This window comes from Streptomyces sp. NPDC006487 (assembly GCF_042870555.1).
Lineage (GTDB): Bacteria > Actinomycetota > Actinomycetes > Streptomycetales > Streptomycetaceae > Streptomyces.
Genome location: NZ_JBIAHN010000026.1, coordinates 1 through 25,786 on the forward strand (window position 1 = coordinate 1; position 25,786 = coordinate 25,786).

The 25,786-nt window shown below is 72.3% G+C and carries 22 protein-coding genes and 1 pseudogene; 10 read left to right on the plus strand and 13 right to left on the minus strand.

Features of this window, described 5'->3' with window-relative positions; genetic code table 11:
* Positions 1-329, minus strand: a pseudogene (locus ACFYM0_RS34890) (carbohydrate ABC transporter substrate-binding protein); the annotation flags it as partial.
* Between the two features lie 448 nt (positions 330-777).
* On the opposite strand from ACFYM0_RS34890, the gene ACFYM0_RS34895 reads away from it, so the two are divergent.
* Positions 778-1,830: a LacI family DNA-binding transcriptional regulator gene (locus tag ACFYM0_RS34895; protein WP_388508818.1), complete on the plus strand. Its 1,053-nt coding sequence runs from the start codon at positions 778-780 to the stop codon at positions 1,828-1,830.
* Between the two features lie 171 nt (positions 1,831-2,001).
* Here the strand turns inward: ACFYM0_RS34895 and ACFYM0_RS34900 are convergent, their stop codons facing one another.
* The 3 genes from ACFYM0_RS34900 to ACFYM0_RS34910 all read right to left on the minus strand — a co-directional run bounded on the left by ACFYM0_RS34900 (position 2,002) and on the right by ACFYM0_RS34910 (position 6,591).
* Positions 2,002-3,732 carry a glycoside hydrolase family 6 protein gene (locus ACFYM0_RS34900; protein ID WP_388509020.1) on the minus strand — a complete coding sequence of 577 codons (1,731 nt, stop codon included), beginning with the start codon at positions 3,730-3,732 and terminating at the stop codon, positions 2,002-2,004.
* Positions 3,733-3,814: 82 nt separating this feature from the next.
* On the minus strand, positions 3,815-5,365 hold the full coding sequence (locus tag ACFYM0_RS34905; protein WP_388508821.1) for a cellulase family glycosylhydrolase: 1,551 nt from the start codon (positions 5,363-5,365) through the stop codon (positions 3,815-3,817).
* Positions 5,366-5,682: 317 nt separating this feature from the next.
* Positions 5,683-6,591, minus strand: coding sequence for a LysR family transcriptional regulator (locus ACFYM0_RS34910; protein ID WP_388508824.1), 909 nt, complete (start codon positions 6,589-6,591; stop codon positions 5,683-5,685).
* Positions 6,592-6,709: 118 nt separating this feature from the next.
* On the opposite strand from ACFYM0_RS34910, the gene ACFYM0_RS34915 reads away from it, so the two are divergent.
* Positions 6,710-7,492: an SDR family NAD(P)-dependent oxidoreductase gene (locus ACFYM0_RS34915; RefSeq protein ID WP_388508827.1), complete on the plus strand. Its 783-nt coding sequence runs from the start codon at positions 6,710-6,712 to the stop codon at positions 7,490-7,492.
* A 49-nt stretch (positions 7,493-7,541) separates the two neighbouring features.
* Entirely contained in the window at positions 7,542-7,787 is a 246-nt protein-coding gene (locus ACFYM0_RS34920; RefSeq protein ID WP_388508829.1) for a 4-oxalocrotonate tautomerase family protein, read from the plus strand.
* An 8-nt stretch (positions 7,788-7,795) separates the two neighbouring features.
* On the opposite strand, the gene ACFYM0_RS34925 is transcribed toward ACFYM0_RS34920, so the two are convergent.
* Both ACFYM0_RS34925 and ACFYM0_RS34930 read right to left on the minus strand, forming a co-directional pair.
* Complete coding sequence (locus ACFYM0_RS34925) at positions 7,796-8,446, minus strand: helix-turn-helix transcriptional regulator (protein WP_388508832.1); 651 nt, start codon at positions 8,444-8,446, stop codon at positions 7,796-7,798.
* A 66-nt stretch (positions 8,447-8,512) separates the two neighbouring features.
* Complete coding sequence (locus ACFYM0_RS34930) at positions 8,513-8,662, minus strand: hypothetical protein (protein ID WP_388508835.1); 150 nt, start codon at positions 8,660-8,662, stop codon at positions 8,513-8,515.
* Positions 8,663-8,731: 69 nt separating this feature from the next.
* Between ACFYM0_RS34930 and ACFYM0_RS34935 the strand changes: the two genes are divergently transcribed.
* Positions 8,732-9,256 (plus strand): GNAT family N-acetyltransferase, encoded by a 525-nt coding sequence (locus tag ACFYM0_RS34935; protein WP_388508838.1) that lies wholly within the window; start codon positions 8,732-8,734, stop codon positions 9,254-9,256.
* 67 nt (positions 9,257-9,323) lie between these two features.
* Here ACFYM0_RS34935 and ACFYM0_RS34940 read toward each other — a convergent pair whose 3' ends face one another.
* Positions 9,324-10,676 carry a tetratricopeptide repeat protein gene (locus ACFYM0_RS34940; protein WP_388508841.1) on the minus strand — a complete coding sequence of 451 codons (1,353 nt, stop codon included), beginning with the start codon at positions 10,674-10,676 and terminating at the stop codon, positions 9,324-9,326.
* Between the two features lie 139 nt (positions 10,677-10,815).
* On the opposite strand from ACFYM0_RS34940, the gene ACFYM0_RS34945 reads away from it, so the two are divergent.
* Positions 10,816-12,174 carry a M64 family metallopeptidase gene (locus tag ACFYM0_RS34945; RefSeq protein ID WP_388508844.1) on the plus strand — a complete coding sequence of 453 codons (1,359 nt, stop codon included), beginning with the start codon at positions 10,816-10,818 and terminating at the stop codon, positions 12,172-12,174.
* A gap of 146 nt (positions 12,175-12,320) precedes the next feature.
* Here ACFYM0_RS34945 and ACFYM0_RS34950 read toward each other — a convergent pair whose 3' ends face one another.
* Positions 12,321-12,623, minus strand: a complete 303-nt coding sequence (locus ACFYM0_RS34950; protein ID WP_388508846.1) for a hypothetical protein — start codon at positions 12,621-12,623, stop codon at positions 12,321-12,323.
* Positions 12,624-12,812: 189 nt separating this feature from the next.
* Between ACFYM0_RS34950 and ACFYM0_RS34955 the strand changes: the two genes are divergently transcribed.
* Positions 12,813-13,364, plus strand: a complete 552-nt coding sequence (locus ACFYM0_RS34955; RefSeq protein WP_388509023.1) for a transposase — start codon at positions 12,813-12,815, stop codon at positions 13,362-13,364.
* A gap of 326 nt (positions 13,365-13,690) precedes the next feature.
* Here ACFYM0_RS34955 and ACFYM0_RS34960 read toward each other — a convergent pair whose 3' ends face one another.
* The gene (locus ACFYM0_RS34960) at positions 13,691-15,247 is read right to left on the minus strand and encodes a hypothetical protein (RefSeq protein WP_388508848.1); all 1,557 of its coding nucleotides are present in this window, start codon (positions 15,245-15,247) and stop codon (positions 13,691-13,693) included.
* A gap of 120 nt (positions 15,248-15,367) precedes the next feature.
* On the opposite strand from ACFYM0_RS34960, the gene ACFYM0_RS34965 reads away from it, so the two are divergent.
* The 3 genes from ACFYM0_RS34965 (at position 15,368) to ACFYM0_RS34975 (ending at position 17,858) form a co-directional block, all read left to right on the plus strand.
* Complete coding sequence (locus ACFYM0_RS34965) at positions 15,368-16,690, plus strand: sensor histidine kinase (protein WP_388508850.1); 1,323 nt, start codon at positions 15,368-15,370, stop codon at positions 16,688-16,690.
* Entirely contained in the window at positions 16,687-17,358 is a 672-nt protein-coding gene (locus ACFYM0_RS34970; RefSeq protein ID WP_388508852.1) for a response regulator transcription factor, read from the plus strand. Before ACFYM0_RS34965 ends, ACFYM0_RS34970 begins: the two co-directional genes overlap by 4 nt.
* 107 nt (positions 17,359-17,465) lie before the next feature.
* The gene (locus ACFYM0_RS34975) at positions 17,466-17,858 is read left to right on the plus strand and encodes a hypothetical protein (protein ID WP_388508855.1); all 393 of its coding nucleotides are present in this window, start codon (positions 17,466-17,468) and stop codon (positions 17,856-17,858) included.
* Between the two features lie 15 nt (positions 17,859-17,873).
* On the opposite strand, the gene ACFYM0_RS34980 is transcribed toward ACFYM0_RS34975, so the two are convergent.
* From ACFYM0_RS34980 to ACFYM0_RS34990, 3 genes are all read right to left on the minus strand, one after another.
* Complete coding sequence (locus tag ACFYM0_RS34980; protein ID WP_388508858.1) at positions 17,874-18,587, minus strand: aspartate/glutamate racemase family protein; 714 nt, start codon at positions 18,585-18,587, stop codon at positions 17,874-17,876.
* A 73-nt stretch (positions 18,588-18,660) separates the two neighbouring features.
* The gene (locus ACFYM0_RS34985) at positions 18,661-19,710 is read right to left on the minus strand and encodes an FUSC family protein (protein ID WP_388508861.1); all 1,050 of its coding nucleotides are present in this window, start codon (positions 19,708-19,710) and stop codon (positions 18,661-18,663) included.
* 36 nt (positions 19,711-19,746) lie between these two features.
* Positions 19,747-21,294 carry a DUF6056 family protein gene (locus tag ACFYM0_RS34990; RefSeq protein WP_388508864.1) on the minus strand — a complete coding sequence of 516 codons (1,548 nt, stop codon included), beginning with the start codon at positions 21,292-21,294 and terminating at the stop codon, positions 19,747-19,749.
* Between the two features lie 267 nt (positions 21,295-21,561).
* Here ACFYM0_RS34990 and ACFYM0_RS34995 point away from each other — a divergent pair, with 267 nt between their 5' ends.
* A complete protein-coding gene (locus tag ACFYM0_RS34995) occupies positions 21,562-23,121 on the plus strand; it encodes a hypothetical protein (protein WP_388508867.1) in 1,560 nt (519 codons plus the stop codon).
* Between the two features lie 30 nt (positions 23,122-23,151).
* Here ACFYM0_RS34995 and ACFYM0_RS35000 read toward each other — a convergent pair whose 3' ends face one another.
* Positions 23,152-25,257, minus strand: coding sequence for a PIG-L family deacetylase (locus ACFYM0_RS35000; protein WP_388508869.1), 2,106 nt, complete (start codon positions 25,255-25,257; stop codon positions 23,152-23,154).
* Positions 25,258-25,786 lie beyond the last annotated feature (529 nt).

A 25,786-nucleotide genomic window follows, 5' to 3' on the forward strand; every position in this document is an offset into this window, starting at 1 on the left:
AGACGCAGCTTGAGCGTGTCCCAGTACTTCTGGCCGTCGGCGACGTTCGACTCTTCGATCTTGATGTTCGGATGCGCCTTCGTGTACTCGGCGTACAGCTTGGCCCCCGTCGCGTCGTCGTAGCCGAAGGAACCGAAAGTGCCGATCCGCAGCGTGATCTGCTCGCCGCTGCCGCCGCCGGCCGCGCCGTCGCCCTTGGCCTTGCCGTTGTCGCCGTCGCTGCCGCAGCCGGTGAGCAGGGCCGCACCGGTCGCCATGACGGCGATCGCTGCGACCGCGTTGACCGCGGTGCGGCGTCCGCGTCCGTGTCTGCTGCTGGAAGTGCGCATTCCACTCTCCTCGTCCAAGGTGGTGCTCGTTGTGCGCCGGGAGGTCCGGAGGGCTGTTCGCGGCTCGGCGAGGGCCCTGCCAGAACCTGATGTGAAGCGCGTTCTCGCATCCGAGGATGGGAGCGCTCCCACGTCATTGCCGGAAGGTTGCTGCTTGACGGGTGCGGGTGTCAAGAGATGAACGCGGATTCGTGACGTGAAGGCGTTCGATGCGCGCCGCGCCGCGCTTTCCGGCGCGGCCTCATCGGTTCCTGAATGCGGCCATGGCATCGAGGTGGGATCATGAGTAGTGTGGGAGCGCTCCCATTCGCGCCGTCCGTGCGCCGGACCGGCGTAACGTGTTCCGCGTGAGATGGGGGCGGGATCCACTTCTTACCTGATCAGACGCGACCGGCCCGGCAATGCGCCGGCCCGGAGCGCGAGAGCGCACGAGGGGAGTTCGAGAATCGTGACCGGACGGCAGAACGGCAGACCCACCCTGGAAGAGGTTGCGGCCCTGGCCGGCGTCGGCCGGGGCACGGTCTCCCGGGTGATCAACGGCTCGCCGCGGGTGAGCGAGCAGGCCAGGGCCGCCGTCGCCCGCGCCGTCGCGGAGCTGGGGTACGTACCCAATCAGGCGGCCCGGGCGCTGGCCGGGAGCCGGACCGACGCGGTCGCCCTCGTCATCCCGGAGACCGAGGCCAGGGTGTTCTCGGAGCCGTACTTCCTCGACCTGATCCGCGGGGCCAGCGCCGAACTGGCGGAAGCCGACAAACAGTTGCTGCTCACCCTGGTGCGGACCGAGGCCGAGCGCCGCCGGTTCGAGGACTACCTGGCCGCCCAGCGGGTCGATGGCGTCCTGCTGGCATCCGTCCACGGCGACGACCCGCTGCCCGACCGGATCGTGAAGCTCGGGCTGCCGGTCGTCATGAACGGGCGGCGCTCCGAGGCCGAACCCGTCGCCTATGTGGACTCCGACAACATCGGCGCGGGACGGGCGGCCGTCGCCCACCTGGTGGGGCGGGGCCGCAGCCGGATCGCGACCATCAGCGGGCCGCTCGACATGTACGTGGCCCGCGCGCGTCTGGGCGGCTACCGCGCGGGGCTCGCGGAAGCCGGGTTCGGGCCCGACGAGTCGCTGGTGGCGACCGCGGACTTCACCGAGGAGGGCGGCCGGCTGGCGATGCGCGAGCTCCTGGAGCGTGCCCCCGGCCTGGACGCGGTCTTCGCCGCCTCCGACGTGATGGCGGCCGGCGCGCGCGGGGTGCTGCGCGAGGCCGGCCGGCGCATCCCCGAGGACGTGGCCCTCGTGGGGGTCGACGACTCCGCGGTGGCCCGCCTGATGGACCCGCCCCTGACGAGCGTGCGCCAACCGATCGAGGAGATGGGCCGCACGATGACCCGGCTGCTGCTCCAGAAGATCGCGGCGGCGTCCGGAGCCGGATCCGAACCGGCGCTGGAGAAGGGCGAGGAGCCGCGCAGGGTCCTCCCGACGGAGCTGATCGTGCGGGATTCCTCCTGAGGCCGGAGCCCTCCGATGGCGGTTCCGCGCCTGAGCCGGTTCTGCCTGAACCGGTTCCGCCTGAGCCGGTTCCCCTTGAGCGTGCCGCGGCCGGGGCCGTACGGAATCCAGAGGTTTCCGTACGGCCCCGGCCCATGAGCGGGGCGGGAACGTCAGCTCACCAGCGCTGCGTCACAGTGCCGGGTGGGCGTTCTTCATGAGCTCCTGGAACTGCGCCGAGAACCACTGGCCCGACAGCGGCGCGTCCGGGAGGGACCCCGACATGCTGTTGCCGTTGCGCGCGTTGCCCGTGTAGGTCGGGTCGCACATCCGGTCGAAGCCCTTGCCCTCGTTGTTGGGGATCTCCTTGCTCGCCCCGTCCGACTCGCCCGGCGGCTTGATCCACACATAGGCGTCGATGCCCGCCGCCGGAGCGGCCTGCGGCCGCTCGCCGAGGCCGGCGCCCGACTGGTTGCACCAGTTGCCGAGGTGGATGCGCCGGTCGTAGCGGCCCCCGTTGACGTAGGTGTCCACGCTCGTCAGCGCACCGGGTCCGGTCGGCCGCGCCGTGCCGCCCCAGCCGTTGCGGGAGGTGTCGATCAGCATGCCGAGGTTCGCGTCGAAGCCCAGGGAGACCAGCTTGGTCCGCATGGCCTGGGCGTACGAGAGCTCGTCCGTGTACCGGTTCCAGTCGACCCACTTCGACTGGCGCACGGAGGTGCCGTTGACGGAGTCCTCGATCTTGAAGTGGTCCTCCTTCAGGGCGCTGTAGTTGGCCGTGTTCACGATGAAGCCGTGCACCTTGGCGAGCGTGGAGCCCTCGGCGGTCGCCGCCTGCTTGAACATCTCCGCGGAGGAGCCGAAGTTGTCGTCCCAGCCGAGCCAGCCGTGGTGTCCCGCGTCCACGTAGTTGTAGACGTTGGCGATGGAACCCAGCTTGTTCAGCGCGTAGCCGACGCCCTTGATGTAGTTGCCGTTGGCCTTCATCACGTCGCAGTTGGCCGTGGCCGTCGGCCGCCCGGTGACGTTGGTGACCAGGTTCGGCAGCGAGTCGATCTCGACGGTGGTGACGATCCGCAGCCCCGCGTACTTGGCGTCGGCGAGGATGGCGGCGATCGGGTCGATGTACTGCGTCTTGTACTTGTCGATCTCGGTCGGACCGAGCTCGCCGTTCGAGGCGAGCGCGGCGCAGTCCCGTCCGGGCAGGTTGTAGATCACCAACTGGACGACGAGCTCGCCGCTGCCCTTCTGCGCCAGCGCCGCGTCCAGGTGGGCGCGCAGACCCATCGAGCCGCTCGTCCCCGCGATGGCGGCGGTGCGGTCCAGCCAGACGCCCGTGGGCTGGTTCGACACCTTGGTGCCGCCCGGCTCGGCGGCGGCCTTGGCGGACCATTCGGGGTTCACGTACACCTTGGCGCCGGCGTACGGGTTGTCGGCCTTGCCGCCCGACGGAGGCGGAGTGGTCGGCGGGGTCGTGGGCGGCGTGGTGGGCGGCGTCGTCGGGGGAGTGGTCGGCGGCTGGGTCGGGTCGGTCGCGCCGTTGCAGGTGACGCCGTTGAGCTTGAACGTCGCGGGCACGGCGTTGGTGCCGGTGTGCGAACCGTTGAAGCCGAAGGAGGTCGAACCCCCCGTGGCCAGGTTCCCGTTGTACGAGAGGCTCTTGGCGGTCACGGCCGCCCCGGACTGGGTGATCGTGGCGTTCCAGCCCTGCGTGACCTGCTGGCCGTTCGCATAGGACCACTCCACGGTCCAGGAGGCCACCGGGTCGCCGGTGTTGGTGACGATCACGTTGGCGCCGAACCCGGTGTTCCACTGGTTCGTGATCTGGTACTCGACCTTGCAGCCTGCGGTGGCGGCGCCGGCGGAGGTGCCGAACACGGTGGCGGTCGCGCCGGCAGCGGTGACGAGGCCGAGGGCCGCCATCAAGGCGGTGCGCCTGGTCGTACGGGACGTGGTGCGGGGAGTCGTGCCGAGTGCTGTGCGGCTCATCTTCTTGGAATGCCTTTCAGTTCAGGGTGCGCAGGTGGTCGCGCAGCCCGGTGCCGAATGCGGTGGGGGTGCCGTCGTACGAGGTGATCAGGGCCGGTCCGGAGTTGCAGTTCCAGGTGTTCCAGGTCCAGCCGAGGTACGAGAGGGAGCGGTCGTCGAACCACTTCATGACGCGGTCGACGAACGCGTGTGCGCAGGTGTTCTCGCCGATCTCGCCCGCCACCAGGGGGACCCGGGCGGCGACCGGGGCGAGAGCGGAGTCCCAGCAGGCCTCGCTGGAACAGGTGTTGAAGTTGTAGACGTGCCAGGCCGCGGCCAGATTGCCCGTCGGGTCGGTGGGGACATGGGTGAGCCACTGGCTCAGGTCGTTGGAGTAGGCGATGCCGGGGACGAGGACGAGGTTGCGGGCGCCGGTCGCGCGGACGGCGTCCACCAGGTCCTGCATGCCGGCGACCTCGTACCCGATGCCCGGACAGGTGCCGCCGTCGCGCCAGCAGGTCCATGCCTGGGCGGCGGTGGAGGTGGCCCGGTCCGGATAGGGCTCGTTGAACAGGTCGAAGACGACCCGCCGGTCGTTCTTGAAGGTGTTCGCCACCGAGGTCCAGAACGCCGGGGTGTACTGGGCGTCCGGCATCGGCTTCTGGCAGGAGGCGTGCACGTCGGCGCACCCGGAGGAGTTGCCGGTGTACTGGCCGTGGGTCCAGTGCAGTTCGACGACCGGTGTCATGCCGTGTGCGAGGACCCGGTCGACCAGTCCCCTGACGGCATCGGCGTAGTTCGTGCCCCGGTACTCGGGCTTGATGTTGTCGAGGCCGAGCCAGCACTCCTCGTTGAGCGGAATGCGGACGGTGTTCGCCTTCCAGTCGGCGATGGCGCGCACCGAGGCGTCGTCGACGGGACCGTCGAAGATGCCGTGGCCCTGGACGCACATGAACTCGGCCCCGGAACGGTTGACGCCGAGGAGGCGGCGGGTGGCACCGTTCCGGTCGGTGAGGCGGTTGCCGGTGACGCTCAGTTCGGGCGCCCCGGAAGCCGGGTCGGTGGGTGTGGGTGTGGGTGTGGGGCCCGTGGGAGTGGGCGTGGGGACGGTGGGCGTCGGCGTGGGCGTGGGCGTGGGCGTGGGCGTCGGAGTGGGTCCGGGCCCGGAGTCTGTGGTGCAGGTGGCTCCGCCCAGCGTGAACGTGCTCGGCGCCGTGTTGGCGCCCGACCACGAGGCGATGAAGCCGGTGGTCACGCTCGCGCCGGTGCCGAGCGCGGCGTTCCAGCTCTCGTTCACGGCGGTGACGGCAGGACCGGTCTGGGACCACTTGGCGCCCCAGCCCTGACCGACGGTCTGGCCGGCCGGGAAGCCGAAGCCGAGGCTCCAGCCGTTCAGCGCGGAACTGTTGTTGGTGACGGTGACCGAACCCTGGAATCCGCCGGCCCATTGGCCGACGACCGAGTACGTCACCGTGCAGGAGGGTGAGGCCGCGGCTCCTGCGGCCGTACCCATGACGGCGAGCGCGCAGCTCGCCATCGCTAGCGCTGCCGTTGTGAGCAGCGCGGACGTACGTGGGGGGTGTCGCATGAGCGAGTCCTTGCAGCGAGGGCACGCTTGTGACGGCGCGCCGACTGACGGATTCGCTCCCACTGGTTGGGGCCAGACCGTAGCGGCAACTCACGCCAAGCAACAGAGGAGTTGACGAATTTTCCGTGGGAATGGCTTCGACTCTTCACGGACCTTGACGGCCCTGGGTCACGAATGCACAGTGGGAGCGCTCCCACTGGTTCAGGGCTTGTGCCCACTCTCCCCGTACGCCTTCATTCCCGAGTCGAGAGGAGATCCATCCCCATGCCGGTCCGGCGCCCGGACCCGTCCCCCAGATCCACTCGTGGAGCCAGGAGTCAGTCCACGCGTGGAGCTTCGAGGCGGCCGACGAGTTCCTCGACGAACGCCTCCAGGTGGGGCGGGCGGACGCCGGTCCGGGTGGCGACGAACCACGTGCGGGTCAGCGGCTTCGCGCCCATGCGGACCAGGGCCAGATCGTGCGAGGCCGCGTAGGGGGCGGCCACCCAGTTGGGCAGGACCGTCAGCCCCTGGCCTCCCGCCACCATCTCGATCACCAGGTCGGTCACCACCGGCATGGTGGTGATGCGGGCGGGCCGCGCCCCGGCGGGGATCGGCAGTGGCATGGACGGGATGCGCTTCTGGTCGTAGAAGTCGTAGAGGACCAGATCCGTGCCGTCGAAATCGCGGGCGGTCACGTGCGCGCGGGAGGCCCACGGGTGGCCGGCGGGCACCACCGCCACCATCTCGTCGTCGAACAGCCTGGTCAGGGACACCCGGTCCATCTGCAGGTCGGGCTTGGTCACCAGGGCCACGTCGACCAGGTCGGCGAGCAGGGCCGGGATCGGAGCGTCGTCGGCGACGGTCTCGATCCGCACCTCGATGTCCGGTTCGCGCGCCCGGAAGGCGCGCAGGACCGGAGGAAGCCACGGGAAGGTGGTGCTGCACTGCGCGGCGAACCGCACGCGCCGGTCCCGCCCGTCGCGGAGCTCCCGCAGGTCGCGCGAGGCCGATTCGAGTTCCCCGAGGACGTGGCGGGCGGCGACCAGGAGCCGGCGGCCGGCGGCGTTGGGGATCAGACGGCGGCCCTTGCGGTCGAAGAGCGGCATCCCGAGACGGGCCTCCAGCCGGGTGAGCCGCTGGCTCAGCGCCGGCTGGCTGACGTAGAGCCGCTCCGCGGCGGCGGTCAGCGAACCGGCCTCGGCCGTGGCCTCGAGAAGTTCCAGGTCGCGCAAGTCCACATCCATAACGCTGGATTATCACATGCTCCATATTCCGACGTGGTGTTATGGGTCGAACGCTCTTAGGTTTCAGGTGTCGGCCACCGGAACTCCCCGGCCGCCGCCCACGAAAGGAACCCCTTCCATGAGCGTCACCAGCACCAGCACCAGCACCAGCACCAGCGCGGGCAGCAGGACCACCACGGCCCTCGTCACCGGCTCTTCCAGCGGCATGGGCCTCGACATCGCCCGCGCCTTCCTGGCGGCCGGCGCGAACGTCGTCCTCAACGGCCGCGACCCCGACCGTCTCGCCAAGGCCGCCGCCGGCCTCGGGCATCCGGAGCGCACCGCCTGCGTCGCGGGCAGCACCGCCGCCCGGGAGACGGGCGAAGCGCTCGTCCGTACGGCGCTGGAGCGCTTCGGGCGGATCGACGTCCTGGTCAACAACGCCGGCACCTTCGAGCCGAAGCCCTTCACGGAGGTGACGGAGGAAGAGCTCGACGGTTATCTGACGGGGAACCTCAAGGGCACCTACCTCACCACGCAGGCGGTCGTACGGGCGCTGCGCGCCCAGGGTGAGGGCGGCAGCATCGTGAACATCGGCACCGTGCTGGTCGACCACGCGCTGGCGGGCTTCCCGGCCTCCGCGCCCGTGGTCAGCAAGGGTGGTGTGCACGCGCTGACGACGAGCCTCGCGGCCGAGCTGGCCGCCGACGGGATCAGCGTCAACCTGGTCGCGCCGGGCATCATCCGCACCCCCCTGCACGAGGGCGCCGACGTGGACTCCTACGGCGGCCTCGCCCTGCAGGACCGCGTCGGCGAGGTCGCCGAGATCTCGGACGCCGTGCTGTACCTCGCGGGCGCCGGCTTCGTGACCGGCCACTCCCTGCGGGTGGACGGCGGCCACGTCACCGGCCGTCGCATCTGACGCCCCGCCCCGCCCCGCCCCGCCCCGCCTTCGCCCGAGCATCCGCCCCTTGCCCGTCACCGCCACGAGAAGAGGAACCCCCGTGCCGTACGTCAACGTCAAGATCACCCGTGAAGGAGCCACCGCGTCGCAGAAGGCCGAGCTCATCGCAGGCATCACCGACCTGCTGGTCAAGGTCCTCGACAAGGACCCGGCGACCACGTTCGTCCTCATCGACGAGGTCGCCCTGGAGGACTGGGGCGTGGGCGGCGTCCCGACGGACGAGTACCGCCGCCGCAACCGCCCCCGCGGCTGACCCGCGGGTCAGGCCGCGCGCAGGTCCGCCGCGCACAGGTCCGGGCCGATGAACGGCAGCAGTCGCACCGTGGTCCCGCAGTCCTCCAGCAGTCCGTCCAGGACGCCTTGATGGACGGCGCACACGACCTCGGGCCGGGCGCGGGCCAGCTCGCGGTACGGGCACTCGTGCAGCAGTACCCGCCGGGTGCCGGGGTCGGGACCCGGTGCGTCCCGGGGTGCGAAGCCCATGCGGGCGGCAGCGGCGAACACCCGCTCCGCCGCCGGACCGCGCCCGTCCAGCCGGCGCCCCCAGCCGAGGCCGGCCTCGCGGGAAGCGCCCGGGCCGCCCCCGACCGCCTCGGCCAGGGCGCGGGCGAGCTCCCGGAAGGGGGTGTCGGCCGCTTCCTCCCTGGGATCGGGCCGGGTGGCCGCGTACCGCAGTCGGGGCCGGCCCCGGCCCGGCCCGGCCGAGGCGGTGGCCGTGATCAGGCCCGCCTCGGCCAGGGCGGCCAGGTGGTGGCGGACGGTGGCGACGGAAAGCCCCGTGGCGGCGGCCATGTCCTCCACGTCCAGCAGGCCGTCCGCCTCCCGCAGCAGGGTCAGCAGACGCCGGCGCGACGGTGCGGCGAAGGCGTGGTGCACACGCTGGGCATCCACATCACGGGGCATTTCGGTCATGGCGCAAATATAATCGACGCCCATGGATTAAATGGATTAAAAGGGGGAGGAGTCCCGGTCCCGCGGTCAGGTGCCGGTCCGGACGGCGAGGGACCGCTCGTTCAGCACCCCGGCGTTCGAGACGACCGCGTCGGTGATCCTGAGCTTCCGGCTCCCCGGCACGGAGTCGCCGATCAGCGGGGCGAGCGGGGAGGGCGGCTGCGAATCCAGCGTCACCCGCAGGTTCTCGACCGATCCGTCCCCACCCCCGCCGGGACGGTTTCCGCGGACTGTTATCGTCCGCTCATGCCCGAGCTGATCACACCCACCCCCCGTCTGTACGCCTCCTGGCTCGCCGCGCAGGAGGAATGGGGGCCCGACGCGCACATGGACGGCGCCGGGCTCGGCTCCGATGACGACGTGGACACCCTGGAGGGCTTCACCGCCTGGACGGAACGGCTGCGGCGGTACGGGGACCGGGCGGTGCCGCTCGAGCACGGACGCGTGCACGCCACCTACTGGTGGATCGCCGAGGGGGACGAGTACCTGGGCGCCATCGACCTGAGGCACTATCTGAACGGTTTCCTGCTCGACGCGGGAGGCCACATCGGCTACAGCGTGCGCCCCTCGGCCCGCCGCCGCGGCCTGGCCACCTGGGCCCTGGGCGAGGTCAAGCATGAGGCCCGGCTGCTGGGGATCGACAGAGTGCTGCTGACCTGCGACCCCGGGAACCAGGCCTCGATCCGCACGATCGAAGGCAACGGCGGCGTGCTGGAAGACGTTCGCGAGACCCTGATCGGCCCCAAGCGCCGCTACTGGATCGACCTCTAGCCGACCGGCTGCGCGCGACCGCCACCACCGGCGCGACCGCCACCACCCGCGCGACACCGCCCGCCCGCTACCGCGCCGCCGGACGGTGCGGGAACGCCGGCGCCGCGGGAGCGGGGCCCAGTGTCGTGGTGCCGGGGGCCGCGCGGTGGCCCAGTCCCGTGCGGTAGGCGTCCAGCGCCGCCTCGGTCCGGCCGGCCCGGCGCAGCAGGTCACCCAGGAGCCGGCACAGGTCCGCGAGGTCGCCCGTCGCCCCGCTGCGCTCCAGCAGCGCCAGGGCCTGTACGTAGTGCTCCTCGGCGGCCTCGGGCTCGCCCCGTTCCTCGGCCATGAGGCCGAGGAGCCGGTGCGCGCCGCCCGCGTGGACGGCGCCGTGGCTGTCTCCGAGGGCCAGCAGCGCCGAGAGCAGCCCGGCGGCCTCCTCGTACCGGCCGAGCCGGCGCAGTACGTCGGCCAGCTCGACCTCCACCTGGGCGGTGTACAGGGCCGCGCGCCCGGCCGAGAGCATGTCCCGCGCCGTGCGCAGTTCCCGCTCGGCGGAGGCGAGGTCCCCGTCCTGGGCCTGTACGTAGCCGCGCATCCAGTGGCAGTGAGCCAGGTCCGTCCGCAGCTGTAGCTGTCCGTAGATCGCCTGGGCCTTGGCCAGTGAGGCGTCGGCGTCGGCCACCCGCCCCTCGGTCAGGAAGGTCCGTGCGACCTGCCGGTGCATGCCCGCCACCAGGGCCGGGTCGGTGACCCGGGGGGCCAGTGCCAGGGCGAGCTCGGCGGCGTGGGCGGCCCGGGCATGGGCGCCCATGTCGATGTACGGCCCGATGACCGCGGCGTAGAGCAGGAGCAGGGCCTCGGGGTCGGCCAGCCCGCTGGTCCCCAGCTCTTCGATGGTGGATTCGAGCAGGTAGCAGGCGTAGCGCAGTTCCCCGGCGAGCAGGTGCGCCACGGCGCGGCCGCGGATCGGGCGGGCGCGGCGGGGGAGCGGCTCATCGGCCAGGAGCCGTTCGGCGGACTCGAAGTATCCGATGGCGTCGGTGAGTTCGCCCGTCTCCAGGGCGCAGTCGCCGAGTCCGAGCAGCGCCCCGACCCGCTCGCCGGTGAGCCCGAGGTCCTCCGCTTCGGCCAGCAGGCGCCGGTAGTGGACGGCGGCCTCGCCCGCCGCGCCGGAGGCCAGGAGCTGCTGGGCGTCGGTGAGGGCGAGGCGCAGTTCGGTGGCCAGCCCGGCGGGGCGTCCGGTGGCCAGTTCCTCGTAGGAGGTGCCGAGCCGCCCGGCCAGGAAGCGCAGGGCGGCCTCCGAGGGGCGGACCTTGCCCGACTCCAGCGTGGAGATATAGGCCGGGGTGTACGAGGGCTCCGCCAACTTGCGCTGTGTCAGGCCGAGTTCGGTGCGCATGCGCTGAACCCTGCGGCCGATTTCGGCCGGTTCGTCCATGGGATCCCCCTGGTTGCTCGAACTGCCCAGTATTCAGGGGGAGCAGGGCATTGCGCACCCGTCGTGCGCCGCCTAATTTAAGCAACCGATTCAGTGTGTTTATGCAGCTGCTTAACTCCAGTCATCGCAGGAGGACTTCATGCACCACATCAGACGCCCGGCTGCCCGGGCGGTCCTGCGGGCAGCCGTCGCGGCGGCCTGCGCGACCGCGGCTCTGCTGGCCGCCGGGCCCGTCCGCGCGGCCGGCGCCCCGGTCGTGCCGCGGCTGGTGGTGGAGATTCCGGGGCCCGAGCAGGGTGGTGACGCCGGATCGGGCCACGTCCGCGTCCCCGCACGGGCCGGCCAGGCGGCGGGTTCCGGCGCACGGCTCTCCGAAGCGGAGCGGGCGGCGGACGGCGAGGTGGTCAAGCTCGTCGACAACGGACCCACCGGCGACCGGCTGGACGTGGTCGTCATCGGCGACGGCTACACGGCGGCCGAGCTGGGGAAGTTCCACACCGACGCCGCGGCCAAATGGGCCGAGGTGACCGCCGTGGAGCCGTACGCCACCTATCGGAACCTCTTCAACGTCTGGACGGTCGACGCCGTCTCCCAGGAATCCGGAGTCTCCGCGGACCCCGACCGGACGGTCGTCCGCGACACGGCCCTCGGCTCGTACTTCTGGTGCGAGGAGATCGAGCGGCTCCTGTGCATAGACCAGCCCAAGGTGGACGCCTACGTGGCCAAGGCGCCCGAGGCCGATCTGGTCATCGTCCTGGCCAACAGTGCCAAGTACGGCGGCGCCGGCTACAACGAGCCGAGTGCCGCTCTCGGTTACGAGGGAATCTCCACCGCCTCGGCGGACAACGCCAAGTCCGGCCAGGTGGCCATCCACGAGACGGGCCACTCCCTCGGCAAACTCGCCGACGAGTACTTCTACCCGGGCGTCCCGGACTACGCGAAGTACACCGGTCCCGAGCCCGCCGAGTCCAACACCTCCAAGCTGTCCGCCGACCGGATGGCCCGGCAGCGGGCCAAGTGGTACCGCTGGCTCGGCGAGCCCTCTCCGGACGGCGGCACCGTGGGCACGTACGAGGGCGGCGGCTACTTCGTCACCGGGATCCAGCGGCCCACCGACAATTCGCTGATGCGGGTCCTGGGCAAACCCTTCAACCTCCCCGGCGTCGAGGCGATGATCGCCGGCTTCTACAAGCACGCGAAGGCCGTCACCCCACTCACCCCGACGGACCGCACCCTGCGCACTGCGCAGACCGCGAAGGTGGCCGTGCCCCTGCTCACCGGCGGTGACGGCCGCCGGATCCTGGTCCGCTGGTACGTCGACGGCCGCGAGGTCAAGCGGCTGGCGGGCCGGACCGACGTCGCGATCGCGGAGCTCCGGCTCCCCGACCGGCGCACCCACACCCTGTCGGTGACCGCCGAGGACCGGACCCCCTCGGTCCGCGACCCGGAGATCGCCCGCACGCTGCGCTCCACCGTCGCCTGGGACGTCCGCCGGTAGCGGGCGACCGGGCGGGCGCACCACCGACGACGGCGGCGCGGGAGCCATCGCTCCCGCGCCGCCGTCGGCCGTCCCCGCTCCGGCCTAGTACTCCAGTGTGACTTCGTAGTTCCACGTCACGTCACGTCGCGTCACGCGTGTCGTGGCTATTGGGCGGTGTCCTGTCCGATCGCGCGGAGGACATCGGCGAGCCAGACCAGATGGTGGCCCACGGCTCGGTTCGGGTCGGCGAGGAGGTCCTCAAGGTGCTTCCATGACTCGGAGAGCTGCCCGATTGTGATCGTTTTCGGTTCGTTGGGGACGTCGTAGAGTTCGTCGCCCGGAACAGACCAGAAGTAATCGTGTTCGAGCGCCACTGCGCTGCCAGCTGACGCTTCGATGTGTTGCAGTGCCAGCTCGAAGGCCGCCCGAAGCTGATCGAGGGGGATCTGCAGAGGTTCGCTGTCCATGTGCTCATTGTGTCGATCAGGCGCCGCCGTCGGACCGAAGTAAGGCGTTCGGCGCTGCCCAGGACCCGGCCCGGAGCGAGAGCGGCCACCGCGTGATCATCGGGGGTTGTGTGGACTCCTGAAGATCGTGCGGTGGCCGCGAGCCAGAGCGTGGACCCGATCCGGTGGCGGGCGTTGTTCGACCAGGCCATGGATTGGATCGCGGGCCGGTTCCGACGGGTGGAACCGCGGGCGAACGCTCGCGCATACCTGCTCGGGCTGCTGTCTGGCGTCGAGCGCAAGAACTGCTGGCGGCTGGCCGAACAGGCTGGTCACGCACGTCCCGGACCAATGCAGCGTCTGCTGCGAAGCGCCCGCTGGGACGCTGATTCCGTCCGCGACGAAGTCCGCGCTTACGCCGTCGACCACCTCGGTGGCGAGGGCGGCGTGCTGATCGTCGACGAGACCGGCTTCATGAAGAAGGGCCGGGCCTCGGCGGGCGTGCAGCGGCAGTACACCGGCACCGCCGGGCGCATCGAGAACAGCCAGGTCGGTGTCTTTCTCGCCTACGCCACCGGTCGAGGGCGGGCGTTGATCGACCGCCGGCTCTACCTGCCTGAGCATTCCTATCGAAGAATGCTTCCAGGCCGCCAAAGGCCAAGTAGGCCTGGATCACTACCACGTGAGGCACTGGACCTCATGGCACCGGCACGTCACGCTCGCCATGCTTGCGCTGGCCTTCCTCGCCACGGTCACCGCTGACGCAGCCCCCGACCGGCCAGCGAAACCGCGTCACCACGTTCGGGGCAGCGGCCCGATCTCGCTGACCGTCCCGGAGATTCGCCACCTCTTCACTGCCGTCCTCAACCCACCAGGCGTGTCCCCGGCCAGACTGCTGCACTGGTCAAACTGGCGCAGACGCCACCAGGCAACAGCCCGGCGCAGCCACTACCGACGACGCTCAGCCCACGAAACCAGTGGATAGATCACGAAACCGTATTGGAGTACTAGGGCCTGTCGTCAAACTTCCGTCTGCCTCGCGACGCCTGGCACGCGCTCTCGCCGCACCGAACGGCAGCCAAGTACGCCTAGGCCGGCTCGCCCACGGGGTCGGCGGCCGGGGTCCCGGCCCGCTCGCCGCTCCGCGGCAGGCGGCGCAGCGCAAGGGCGACGGCGGCCGCCGTGTACGCGCACAGCACCGCGACCCCGGCCCACCAGGGCAGCGGGAAGTACCCCGCGGAAGGCGCGTAGTGGGCGGTGACCTGGTGGTGCTCCACCAGCGTCTGCTGGACGGCGAAACCGGCGGCCGGAGTCACCCGGAGCAGCCACTGCGCGAGCTGATCACTGAGCAGGGGGACGGTGGCCACGGCGTACGGGACCACGACGGCCGAGACGGCGAGGACGCCCGCGATCAGGCGGCGGCGGAACACCGCGCCCAGGGCAAGGCCGAGCACGGCCGTGAGGGCGAGCGCCGCGGAGACGCCGATGACCACCCGGGCTCCGGTGAGCGCGGACAGCCCCACGACGGGAACCCCGTTCGACTTCAGGACCGCCACACCGACCGGCACCACGATGCCCACGGCGAGCAGCCCGGTCACGAACGTCACGGCCCCCACGACGACGGCCCTCGCCCCGAACGCCGCACGGGTGAGCGGCGCGCCGTCCCCGGGCCGGCGCCGGCCCGACCCACCACCGGCGAACCGTACCGCCACCACGAGCACGATGAGCAGGGCGAGGCTCAGACCGGTCAGCATCCCCTCCACGGGGCGGCCGCCCGAGGTCGCCACGGGCGCGATGTCACCGGTGCCGGCGACGGTGATCGTGCCGTCCTTCTCCACGGCCCCGGACGGCCGGTGGTGCTTCTCCCAGTCGGTCGCGTTCATCTCGCCGACCAGCCCGCCCCGCCAGCTCCCGCCCGCGGCGGAGCCCTCCAGGCCGACGTGGTCGAAGGAACCGGCGGCCTGCGTGAAGCGCACCTCTTCCGTGGCCCCGCCCAGGCCCACCGGCCGCAGCGTCAGGTCACCGGGCGAGGTGGCGAACATGCCGACCTGCGCCGTCTCGGGCAGCCCGGGAACCTTCACCGCGGCCACCTTCACCCACCGCTCGCCGTCGGAGGACTCGTACCCCGTGATGGTGTCGCCCGTCCGGGTCAGCCGCAGCCATCGCGGCGATCCGGCCGAGACCGCGGCGCCGCCGGCGCTGCTCCCCGCGATGTCGTGCCCGTAGTCGTACTGCATCCGCACACCGTTCCCGCCGGTGACCATCAGGGCCGCGTACGAGGACCCCTGGCGGACGCCGTCCTTGATGATGATCCCGGCCTTGGCCCAGGGCACCAGGCCGGGGACGATCCGGTCGTGGTGGGGCGGCGGATAGGTGATGGTGCCCGTCATGGACGTCATCCGGACCGTGATGCTGCCCTCGCGCCCCATGTCCCGGTGCATGAAGGCGAACTGGTCGCTGACCGCGGTGCCGTCCGGGCCGGTGGGCTCGGCCGGGCAGGTGCCGGCGCAGGACGCGTGGTTGCCGAAGGCGTGGAGCAGAGCGAGGGCGAGGACCATCAGGGCCGCCGTGATCAGTGCGACGAGCCGGCCCGGACGCCGGAAGCGGATCCACTCCTGCCGGAGGAGTTCGTTGTGTGTGAGCATGCTCCGGTTCTACGCAGCGGCGCGTAACGGGGTCCGAACCGCCGCTGTCATGACGCTGTTAGGTGCCGCCGGGCATGCTGGACCGGATCGGACGGGGCGGGACGGGAAGGGGAGCGGAACATGGCCGGACTGCGGAGCAGGACCGTCGGGCGGCGGTTCACGATTCTCTACGCCACGGTCTTCCTGCTGTCGGGGATCGGGCTGATCGGCCTGATCTACCTGTTCTCCCGCTCCGACCTGACCGTGTCCGCTCCCGGACAGCCACCGCCGGGCGGACCGGCCACGGGCGTCGCGCAGCACGTCCTCGACCTCGAACGACAACTCGCGGACGTACACGCCCAGCAGTCCAGGCAGCTCCTGTTCGGGTCGCTGATCGCGATCGTGGTGATGGCGGCCGTCTCGCTCCTGCTCGGGCGGATCCTCGCCGGGCACGTCCTGCGCCCGCTGCGCCTGATCACCGCGGCCACGCGGCGGATCTCCGCGGAGAACCTGGACCAGCGGCTCGCCGTGGCCGGGCCCGACGACGAGGTCAAGGAGCTCGCTGACACGGTGGACGGCCTCCTGGCGCGCCTCGAGGCCTCGTTCGCCGCGCAACGCCGCTTCGTGGCCAACGCCTCGCACGAACTGCGCACCCCGCTGGCGACGATCCGGGCTTCGCTCGACGTGGCCGTGGCCAAACCGCAGCCCGCGGCGCAGACCGTCGCGCTCGCCGACCGGCTGCGGACCGAACTGGACCGGGTGGACCGCCTGTTGGAAGGTTTCCTCGTACTCGCACGGGCACAGCACGGCGCCCTCCCCGACCGGGTCCCCGTATCGCTCGCCGAACTGGCGGCGGAGGCCCTGGCCGCCCGGACCGCCGCCATCGCCGGGAAGGAGCTGACCGTCGAGGACGGGCTGAGCTCGAAGGCGTGGACGCGGGGCAGCCCGGCGCTGCTGTCCCGGCTGGTGCAGAACCTGATCGACAACGCGATCGTGCACAACCAGGAGGGCGGCTGGATCCGGATCGCCACGGAGGGCGGCGCGGCCTGGGACGGCGCGACCGGCGGCGGCGCGACCCGGGACGGCGCGACCCGGGACGGCGCGACCCGGGACGGCCTGACGGGGGACGGCGCGGCCGGAGACGAGGCCGCCGGGGGCGGTTCCCCAGGGAATGAGGCCCGGGGGAGAGACACGCAGGGGGCCGCCCGCCTCGTGGTCGAAACCGGCGGCAGCGTCCTCGACCAGGACCAGGTGGACCGGCTCACACGGCCGTTCGAGCGGCTCGGCGCCGACCGGACCGGCTCGCAGGAGAGTTCCGGACTGGGGCTGTCGATCGTCGCCGCGATCGTCTCCGCGCACGGCGGCAGCCTCGACCTCCGCGTCCGGCCGGAGGGCGGGCTGAAGGTGACGGCCGCGATGCCGGCGGCGGACGCCGCGAACGGCCCGTACGGGGTGACACCGTGAGGATCCTGGTCGTCGAGGACGCGCGCTCGCTCGCGGAGGTCGTCGCCGAAGGACTGCGCGACCAGGGGATGGCCGTGGACCTCGCGTACGACGGGCTGGCCGCCGCCGCGAAGCTCGACGTCAACACGTACGACGTGGTGGTCCTCGACCGGGACCTGCCCGGCATCCACGGCGACACGCTCTGCCGGATGATCACGGAGCGGGACGACCGGGCGATGGTGCTGATGCTGACCGCGGCCGGATCGCCCGGCGACCGGGTCAGCGGCCTCACCCTGGGCGCCGACGACTACCTCGCCAAACCCTTCCACTTCCCCGAACTGATCCTGCGCATCCGCTCCCTGGCGCGCCGCAGGCCCGCGGCCCGGCCCCGAACGCTGCGCGCCGCCGGAATCGAACTCGACCCGGTTCACCGCACCGCCCTGCGGGACGGCGTCCGCCTGGAGCTCTCCGTCAAGGAGTTCGCCGTCCTCGAGGCCCTGCTCCGGGCCGGCCCGGGCTTCCTGAGTGCCGAGGCGCTCCTGGAACAGGTGTGGGACGAGAACGCGGATCCCTTCACCAACACGGTCGCGGTCACCATGGGCCGCCTGCGCCGCAAACTGGGCGCCCCGCAGATCATCACCACGACCCCCGGCGTGGGCTACCGCATCGCCGTGCCCGAGCCCGGCTAGAGGGGGATCGGCTCCCCGGTCCGGCCGTTCCGGATGCCGCCCGCAGGGCGGCGCGGACCGGAACGGATAATGGCGGGGCACGTACCGAGCGGAGAGTTGAAGAAACGATGACGCTGAACGAAGGCCGGCGGGTGAGGCTGGCGGCGGACACCAGGCTGACCGACTGGGTCGCGATGACGGAGGGCCCTTCGGCGGGGACCGGGGCCGTCGCCGGTTCGCTGTCTCTGGCGGCGGGCACCGAGGGCACCGTGGTGCGGGTGGTCGAGCACGACCTGCAGACTCCGGAGTCCCTCGAGTACGAGAGGCTCAAGTCGCTCCTCGACGCCTTCGGCGCGGGCATGCCGACGGAGAGCAGGAAGCAGCTGGAGGAGAAGGTCGCCGGCCTGGAGCCCGCGTGGATCGCCTACCGGGCGGAGCCCCTCCGGGTGACCGTCGGGGTGCGCTTCGACAACGGATTCATCCTCGACGACGCACACGAAGACCTCTTCGTCCCCGCCTGACGGGTCCTGGGAGGGTCAGGGCTCATGGGGCGGGGCCCATGGGCCCAGGGCCGCGTCCACCGCGGCCTCGGCGTGCAGGCGGGCGGTGGGGAAGAGCGGTACGGGGCTGTCCCCGGGGCCGATGAGGAGTTCGATCTCCGTGCACCCCAGGACGACTCCCTCGGCGCCCCCGGCCACGAGGTCCTCGACGACCCGGCGGTAGGCCGCACGCGATTCCTCGCGGACGATGCCGAGGCAGAGCTCCTCGTAGATCACCCGGTGTACGAGCGCACGCCCCTCGGGATCCGGGACGAGGACGTCGAGCCCGCCGGCGGCGAGGCGGCCCCGGTAGAAGTCCTGCTCCATCGTGAACGCGGTGCCCAGGAGCCCCACCCGGCGCAGTCCGGCGCCGCGGACCGCGGCCGCCGTGGTGTCCGCGAGGTGCAGCAGCGGGACGGAGACCGCCGCCTCGACCGAGTCGGCGACCTTGTGCATGGTGTTGGTGCAGATCAGCAGGAGCTCCGCGCCCGCCGCTTCCAGCGCGCGGGCGGCATCGGCCAGTGCCTCGCCGGCTTCCGCCCAGCGGCCCTGGACCTGGAGCCGCTCGATCTCCGCGAAGTCCACGGAGTAGAGCACGCAGCGTGCGGAGTGCAGTCCGCCGAGGCGTTCGCGGGTCCGCTCGTTGAGGATCCGGTAGTACTCCGCCGTCGACTCCCAGCTCATACCGCCGATCAGCCCGATCGTCTTCATGCGCCCACCATAAGGGAGAATCCGTAATGACCGCTCATCCATAAGTCGGCCTTTGGTTTTCTGTGGGTGGGGCCTACGGTGGGGCCTCCGATGGGACCTCCAGCTCGTCCAGGACCCGGTGCAAGGGCCGGCGCAGGGCAACGGCCACGGGCCGGGAGTCCGCGCGGGCATAGGCGGCAAGCTCCTCGCGGGCGGCGGTCACGGCGGCCCGGGGATCGTCCCCCGACAAGGCCGTCTCGACGGCCCGCGCGGTGAGCGAGGCCACATCCGGCACCCGTAGCCGGGCTCGGGCGAGATCGGGAGCGAGGTCGTCCCGGCAGGTGAACGCGTCCACTTCACCGGCCAGGGTCGCCACGTGCACGGCGAGCCCGTCGGCGGTGGCGATGCGCTCGGCCCGCAGGCGTACGGTGCCGCGCTGACGGCGGCGCAGGGGGTTGAAGCGCAGGGCGCGTTCGGCTTCACGGGCGCGTGCGGCGCCCGCGTGCACCGCTTCGACGTGGGTGTGCACCCGGGCGAGGTTGTCACGGGCGGCGGCCGGCCCGCCGCCCAGCACCGCCGCGGTGCCCGTGAGGGAACGGCTCAGGCGCGCGGCGCAGTCACCGGCGACGGCGGTCAGGACGCGCTGGGGGTCGGGCGGCCACAGCAGCGGGGCCAGGAGGATGGTGACGGCCGCGCCCGCCACGGTCTCCCACACCCGGTCCAGCGCGTAGGAATCGGGGGAGGCGTTGGCGAAGACCAGCAGCGAGGACAGCGCCACCTGGATGTTGTTCGTGCCGCCGGCCCGCAGGACCAAGCCGAGGCCCAGGCCCAGGGTCACCACCAGGGCCAGGGTGAGGGTGGAGGGCTGCCACAGGTTCAGGACGCCGATCGCGATCAGCACGCCCGCCACGACCCCCAGGATCCGCTGCAGCGAGGTGCCCAGGGCCGTCATCGGATCACCGCGCAGGGCCACCAGGGGGACCATCGCCGCGAACACCGGTGGCTGCTCGGCACCCAGCCACAGCGCGGCCTGCCAGGCGGCGGCCACGGTGACCACGATGCGGGCGGCCGGCGGCCCCTCGGTGCGCAGGAGCGCCAGGGCCCGCCCGCTCGGACGTGCCGGGGAGTCGGCGAGATCGGTCATCCGGTCCCTTCGGTGTGACCCCCCGGCACGGACGGTTCAGCGGCGGTGGATCCGGTCGATGCCGTACCACTCCGACACGCAGGCGGCGACCCAGTCACGCTTGTAGGTCTTCGTGAAGAACGGCTCGGCGAGGCTGCCGATGTACAGGGGCTTGTAGGCCACGTCCGTCGCACCGCGTTCGGCCTCGGCCTCGATGCGCGCGTTCTGCGCGTCCCAGGCGGTCGAGCGTGCGACCGTCATGGTCGTGAGCCGCTGGACCTCCGGGATCAGGACGGCCACCGCGGCCAGCGCGAGGCAGCCCGCCGCCACGGCCCCGGCCAGGAGGGCCGGGACGGCGTTGCGGTGTTCCCGGAGCCGGCGCCCGCCCCAGGCCCCCAGCAGGGCGCCGTAGCCGCAGAGCGCCAGCTCCATCGGCACCAGGTAGCTCGTCCAGGTACGAGCGTACGTCCAACCGGTCGGCCCGTAGCCGCTGCGCAGGCCCACCACCACGGCGAACGAGCCCAGGATCACCACGGGCACCGGGAGCAGCAGGAGGGCGATCATCGTGCCGCGCGGCACGGTCCGGCGCGGCTCCCGCTTCTCGGGTACGACACCGCCCCGGCGGGCCCTGCCCAGGACCATCGCCAGCCCCAGCAGCACGCCGACGGCGGCGGCTCCCAGGTAGGCCGGCCGGCCGGTGACGGAGTCCCACATGCGCAGCCAGTCGTCGAAGGTGGCCCGGAGTTCGCCCGCGGAGAGCAGGGACTCCTTGGCCGGCTGCTGCGCCCGGCGCCAACGGGCGCCGGGGGAGGTGTAGAGCACGATCAGGCCGGTGACCAGGCCCGAGCACCAGACGAGGCACCAGGTGAAGGGCTGCCAGTTCCGCGCCAGTCCGAGCCGGGGCACGCAGAGCAGCCCGACCAGCGTCGCGAGGAGACCGCTGACGAGCGCGAACGGCTCGCTCAGCGTGCCGATGGCGAAGGCGATGAGGAACCCGCCGACCAGGCCGGTCACCCGGACGGCGGTACGGGGGTGGGAGGCGGTCCGCAGGGCCAGCAGGAGCGCCCACACGCCTATGACGCTCGGTATGGTGTGCGAGATCGTGGCGGGGGCCCACAGCAGGGCCTGGTAGCTGCGGGGGCCCGCGAAGTAGACCAGCGCCTGGATGACCAGGGCGCACGCGAGCAGGACCGACAGCCGGGGCCTGCCCCCGGCGAACCGGACGAATTCGCGGCCCAGCAGCACCAGTCCCACGGTGAACGTCACGGCTATGACCGCGGGCAGGACCTTGGTCCCGACCAGCCCGTCGCCGTAGATGATCCCGCTCAGGAAGGCGTTGGTGATCCTTCCGTTCTGCGTCATGTAGAAGTCGGAGGTGATGCCGAAGACCCCCATGTCGCGCGACTTCCACGCGGCGCACCAGTCGTCGGACGTGGGCCGCACATAGAGACCGAGGAAGCATCCGACGGCGACCAGTGCCCCGGCCGCCGCGACGAGTACCGACCCGGTGGCCGCGAAGACTCCGCGCAGGAGCGGGCGGCGCCGGCCGCCGGTGTCCCCCACCCTCTCCCTCTCGGTCTCGCCCTGGCCCTCAACTGTGCTCATGTACCTGTCCTTCGCAGCGGAAGCCGGCCGTGAGAAGCGGCCGACGCGCCCGCCGCCCCGCGGTGACCTAGGGCCCGCGGAAATCCATGATGTGCACGGCCCGCGGCCCCCGGCATCCTGGGTGCGCCAGGACGGGTACGGGGCCACGAGGCCCCTCCGCGCTCCCGGGTCACCCGCGCGGCGGGCCTTCCGTGGCAGCCTACGCGGGGCGCTCCCACTATGGGGAATCAGGGTCCGCACGCACGCGGGCCGGCGGAGGGAGCTGCGATGCCCGGTGTCCGGCCCGGCCGTTGGGTGGTCGTCACGGCGGCCCTGGCGAGCGTCGCCGTACCCGTGTGCACCTCGGGCCATCCCACCACCCGGTACGACGCCGGGCACACCGCCCGCTACGACGCCGGGCACGCCGCCCCGATCGAGGCAGCAGCCCCCGGAGACCGGCACGCCGAGCAGCAGGACGGCGGCCCGGCGCCGTTCGCCCTGCCCGTGGGCCACCGGGCCCCTTCCGGCGCCGGGCCCGGACACGCACACCCGACGGCGCTCGAGGCCCCCACCGCAGGGCTCCTGTCCAACACGACGGCAGCCGTGGGCGTTCCGCCGTCCCTCGCCGCGGACGCGCGCTACGTCCGGGGCAGTCACGTCCTGCGGCTGGCCTCCGGCCGGTGGATGTACCTCCCGGACGGCAGGACTGCCTCGGCCGTGGTCGCCGCAGGCCATCCGGCCGCCCTGCGGCAGATCGAACGCAGCCGGGCCTGGCTGGCCTCCGGCCGGGTCCCCGGCACTTCGTCCGAACAGCGCGCGGCGGCCGAGCGGGCCCTGCTGGCCATGCGCGCCCTGCTCCTGCCCAACGGCGCCGTGGCGGCGGGCTGGAGCCACGGCTGGAAGTACTCCTGGCCGCGCGACTCCAGCTTCGCCGCGGCGGCCTTCGCGCACACCGGACACGACGCCGAGGCCCACCGGATCCTGCGCTACAGCGCCGCGACCCAGCGGGCCGACGGCACCTGGGAAGCGCGTACGAAGCTCGACGGATCCGGGCCGCCCGACGCCAGGAGCCCGCAGCTCGACGCCAACGGCTGGGTCCCCTGGGCCACCTGGCAGTGGTACCAGAAGGCCCCCCGGGCCACCCGCGGGGCCCGGCTGGCCACCCTCTACCCGATGATCCGCAAGGCGGCCGACCACGCGGCGGGCTCCCTTCGGGCGGACGGGCTGCCCCCGGCCTCCCCCGACTACTGGGAACTGACGACGCCCACCGCGAACATCGGCACGGCCGCCCCGCTGCTCGCCGGGCTCAACGCCGCCGCCGACCTCGCCCGGGAGGCGAAGCGGCCCGGGGACGCGGCCCGCTGGGCCGGCGCCGCGCGGCGGCTGTCGGCCGGGATCTCCACGCGCTTCCTCCCCCTGGGGTACCAGCGCACCGTGGACGGACGCCACGGGCACGACAGCGCGGTGGCCTTCATGGCGCCCCCCTTCAACGAAGCCCCCGCCGGCCTGGCGGAGGCGCTGGACACCACGTACCGGGAACTGCTGCTGCCCAACGGCGGGCTGACGCCCGGGAACGATCCCGGGGCGCGCTGGGGCGCCTACGCCTGGACCCCCAGTACGGGCTTCTTCGCGCTCGCCTGGGCCGGCACGGGCCGCCCCGAGAAGGCCGGGCGGGTCCTGGACTGGGTCCTCTCCAAGCGGAACGCGCTCGGTGAACTGCCGGAGAAGGTGGACGGGTCGGGCCGGCCCTGCTCGGTCGCCCCTCTCGCGTGGACGGGCTCCATCGCCGTCCTGGCGCTCGTGGCGCTCGAGGGCGCAGGGCTCCCGACCCCGCCCCTGCGCCCGTAGCGGGCCGCCGCGGCGGCCCCCAAGGAAGGCTCAGGGGCTGCCCGGTGCGCCTGCCGGCGGCGGGACGGCCGGGTACCAGGGGGCGGTGGGAGGCCGGCTGCCGCGCTGCCCGGCGGCGCCCGAGGGGGGCGTCGTGACGTGCAGACCGGCGTCCAGGCCGAGAACCGCGCCGACGGCCGTGCCGTCCTCGGGATTCAGGGCCGCCGGGGCACCCGTGTAGTACATCTGGGATTCGTACCAGGACGGTCCGCGGTCCGTTTCCGAGACGCCGACCGTGCCGGAGCCCGCACGGCCCGCGAACAGGTCACCCGCGATGCCGACGGAGCCGTAGCCGCCCTGGCCGCCCAGCTCTTCGACCGGGGAGAACTTCGGCACGGGCCCGTCGGCGGTGACCGTGCTCGTGGCGAACGTGCCCGTGCCGGGGCGGCGGAAGTACAGGGCGACGCCCTCGCCCTTCGCGGACGCCGCGAGCGCCCCGGCGGTCGCCGGCAGCTTGGTCGGTACGGGGGGACCGAGAGGGGCGTCGGGTGCGTGCTGGATCCAGGCCAGCACGCTCTGGGCCGTGGCCGCGTACACGTGGCGCCGGCCGGACGTGTCCGTGACGGTGACCGGGTCGCCCTGCAGACCGGCGCCGCCCAGGGAGGCCCACGTGCCGAAGGCGCCGTCGGGGGCCGTCTGCGTGCTGGCGCGCAGGGTGCGCCGGGAATCGCGTACGTAGACGGTGATCCGGCCGGCACGGTCCTGGGCCACGGCCGGTCCGCTGATCGCCGAGGTGCCCGTCACGTCGTCCTTTTCCGGGGTGCCCAGCGACCGCCACGGGCCGAAGTCGCCGTCGGGCGCCGCCTGTACGGAGTACACGAGCTCGCGCCGGTATTCCTTCGGCGTGGCGCCCAGCGTGGTCCGGGTGCCGAAGACCCCGACCCTGCCGTCGGGGAGCCGGACCGCCGTCGCACCGGTGTCCATCCCGGTTCCGGTGAGGAACTGGGGCCCCGTCCAAGGGGTGTTGTGTCCGCTGCGGGACCAGTAGGCCATCCGGCCGTCCAGCACGGCGAAGGCCCACAGCCGGCCGGACGTGCCCTCGGTCATCCAGCTGCTGACATCGCCACGGCTGTAGCGGATGGTCCGGTTCCAGCCGGCGCCGGTGGGCCGGGTGGCCGTCTTGCGGTCGCCGCAGCCGGCGGGGCTGCCGCACCAGTTCTGGTGGTCGGTCCAGGCGTAGGTCTTGAGGTAGCCGAGCTTCTCCGCGGCGGTCTTCGGGTCGAGGGCCGGGGGCAGGGCGGTGGTGGGATAGCTCATGTAGTTCTGGATGGAGAAGTGCGGCCGGTCCGTGGACTTCGCGTAGCGCTCGGCCGCGGCCTGCACGAACCGGGCACCGTATATGTGGTCCTGGTGGTCGATGAAGTTGCCGCCGATGCGGGTCCGGCCGGGCGCCGGGTCCTGCGTCCGTATGGTGGTCGGCCGGTACATCGCGAATATCCCCGCGATGGCCTCCACGACCTGATCCTTCTTGTACGAGAACCCGGGCTTGACCGGAGTCCCCGAGCTCACCTGGACACCCAGGGAGGGGACGCGGCCGTCCCACAGTCCGCGCAGGCTGTCCGGATTGTCCCCCGAGATGCTGCGGGCCTCCCGCAGCTGCATCCACACCAGGTTGACTTCGGGCCGCGCCACGAGGACGTCCACTTCGGCGCTCCCGCCGCCGACGGTGGGTATGGAGCGGCGCTGCCAGGCGCTGGCGCGGTCGCCGGTGCTCATCTGCGCGTAGGCGGCCCGTATGCCGTTCTGCCGGGCCTCAGCGTAGGCGGCGTGGTTCGCGGGGGCGACGGGGTCCTGCAGGCGCGGGCTGTGGGCCTCGTTGTGGCCGTCGGACTCGCCGGCGGTGAGGAAGACGGTGGTGACCTTGATGCCCGTCGCTATGGAGCGGCTCAGGTCGGGGTTCATGAAGAAGAGGTCGTCGTCGGGATGCGCGACGACCTGGAGGACCGTGCCCTCGGTCACACTCGGGCGGGGGGCCGCGCCGGGGGCCGTCGGCTCCGAGACGGTCCCGTCGCCGTAGGCCCAGGTGGTCACCCCGACGGCGCCGACGGTGAGCACGGTGAGTACGGCCGCGAGGCGGGTGCGGCTGGCCAGGGACATCTGCAACGCCTCGGGGATCGGTCGGTCGGGTGCGAAGTTGGGCTGCGGGGCGGGTCGGTGCCCCGTCGGCCCCACCGTTCTCCGGAGACGACCGGGTCTGATTATGCCTCGCGCGCGTGCGCCTGACACACCGTCAGGTCCATTTTCGGTCGACATCGAGTGACTTTCCCCCTATCACCCAAGTTGGGCCTTTTTGTCCGTATGTGTCAGGACTGAATTCCTGTCCCGTGCCCCCGTGAACCGCGCCGCCCCCGCCGAGGCCGCAAAACCGGCGCCCCCTGCTGTCCGCGGAGCCCGCCCCCTGGTGGGCGCGGCGGCTGCCGCAACTCCGGCCGCGACGAGAAGCCGGCGGCCGGGTCGCGAAGGGTCCCCGGTGGTCGCGCGGGGAGGGGCTTTGCGTGTGAGCGGATCCACACGGCGGACGGCGCTGCCCGGGGTGCGTCGGCGGGCTGCACGCCAGGCCGGCGATCGTCTCGGATCCGTCGCGCACCGTACACCCCCCACCATGATCAACATACAGGGGCGAGCG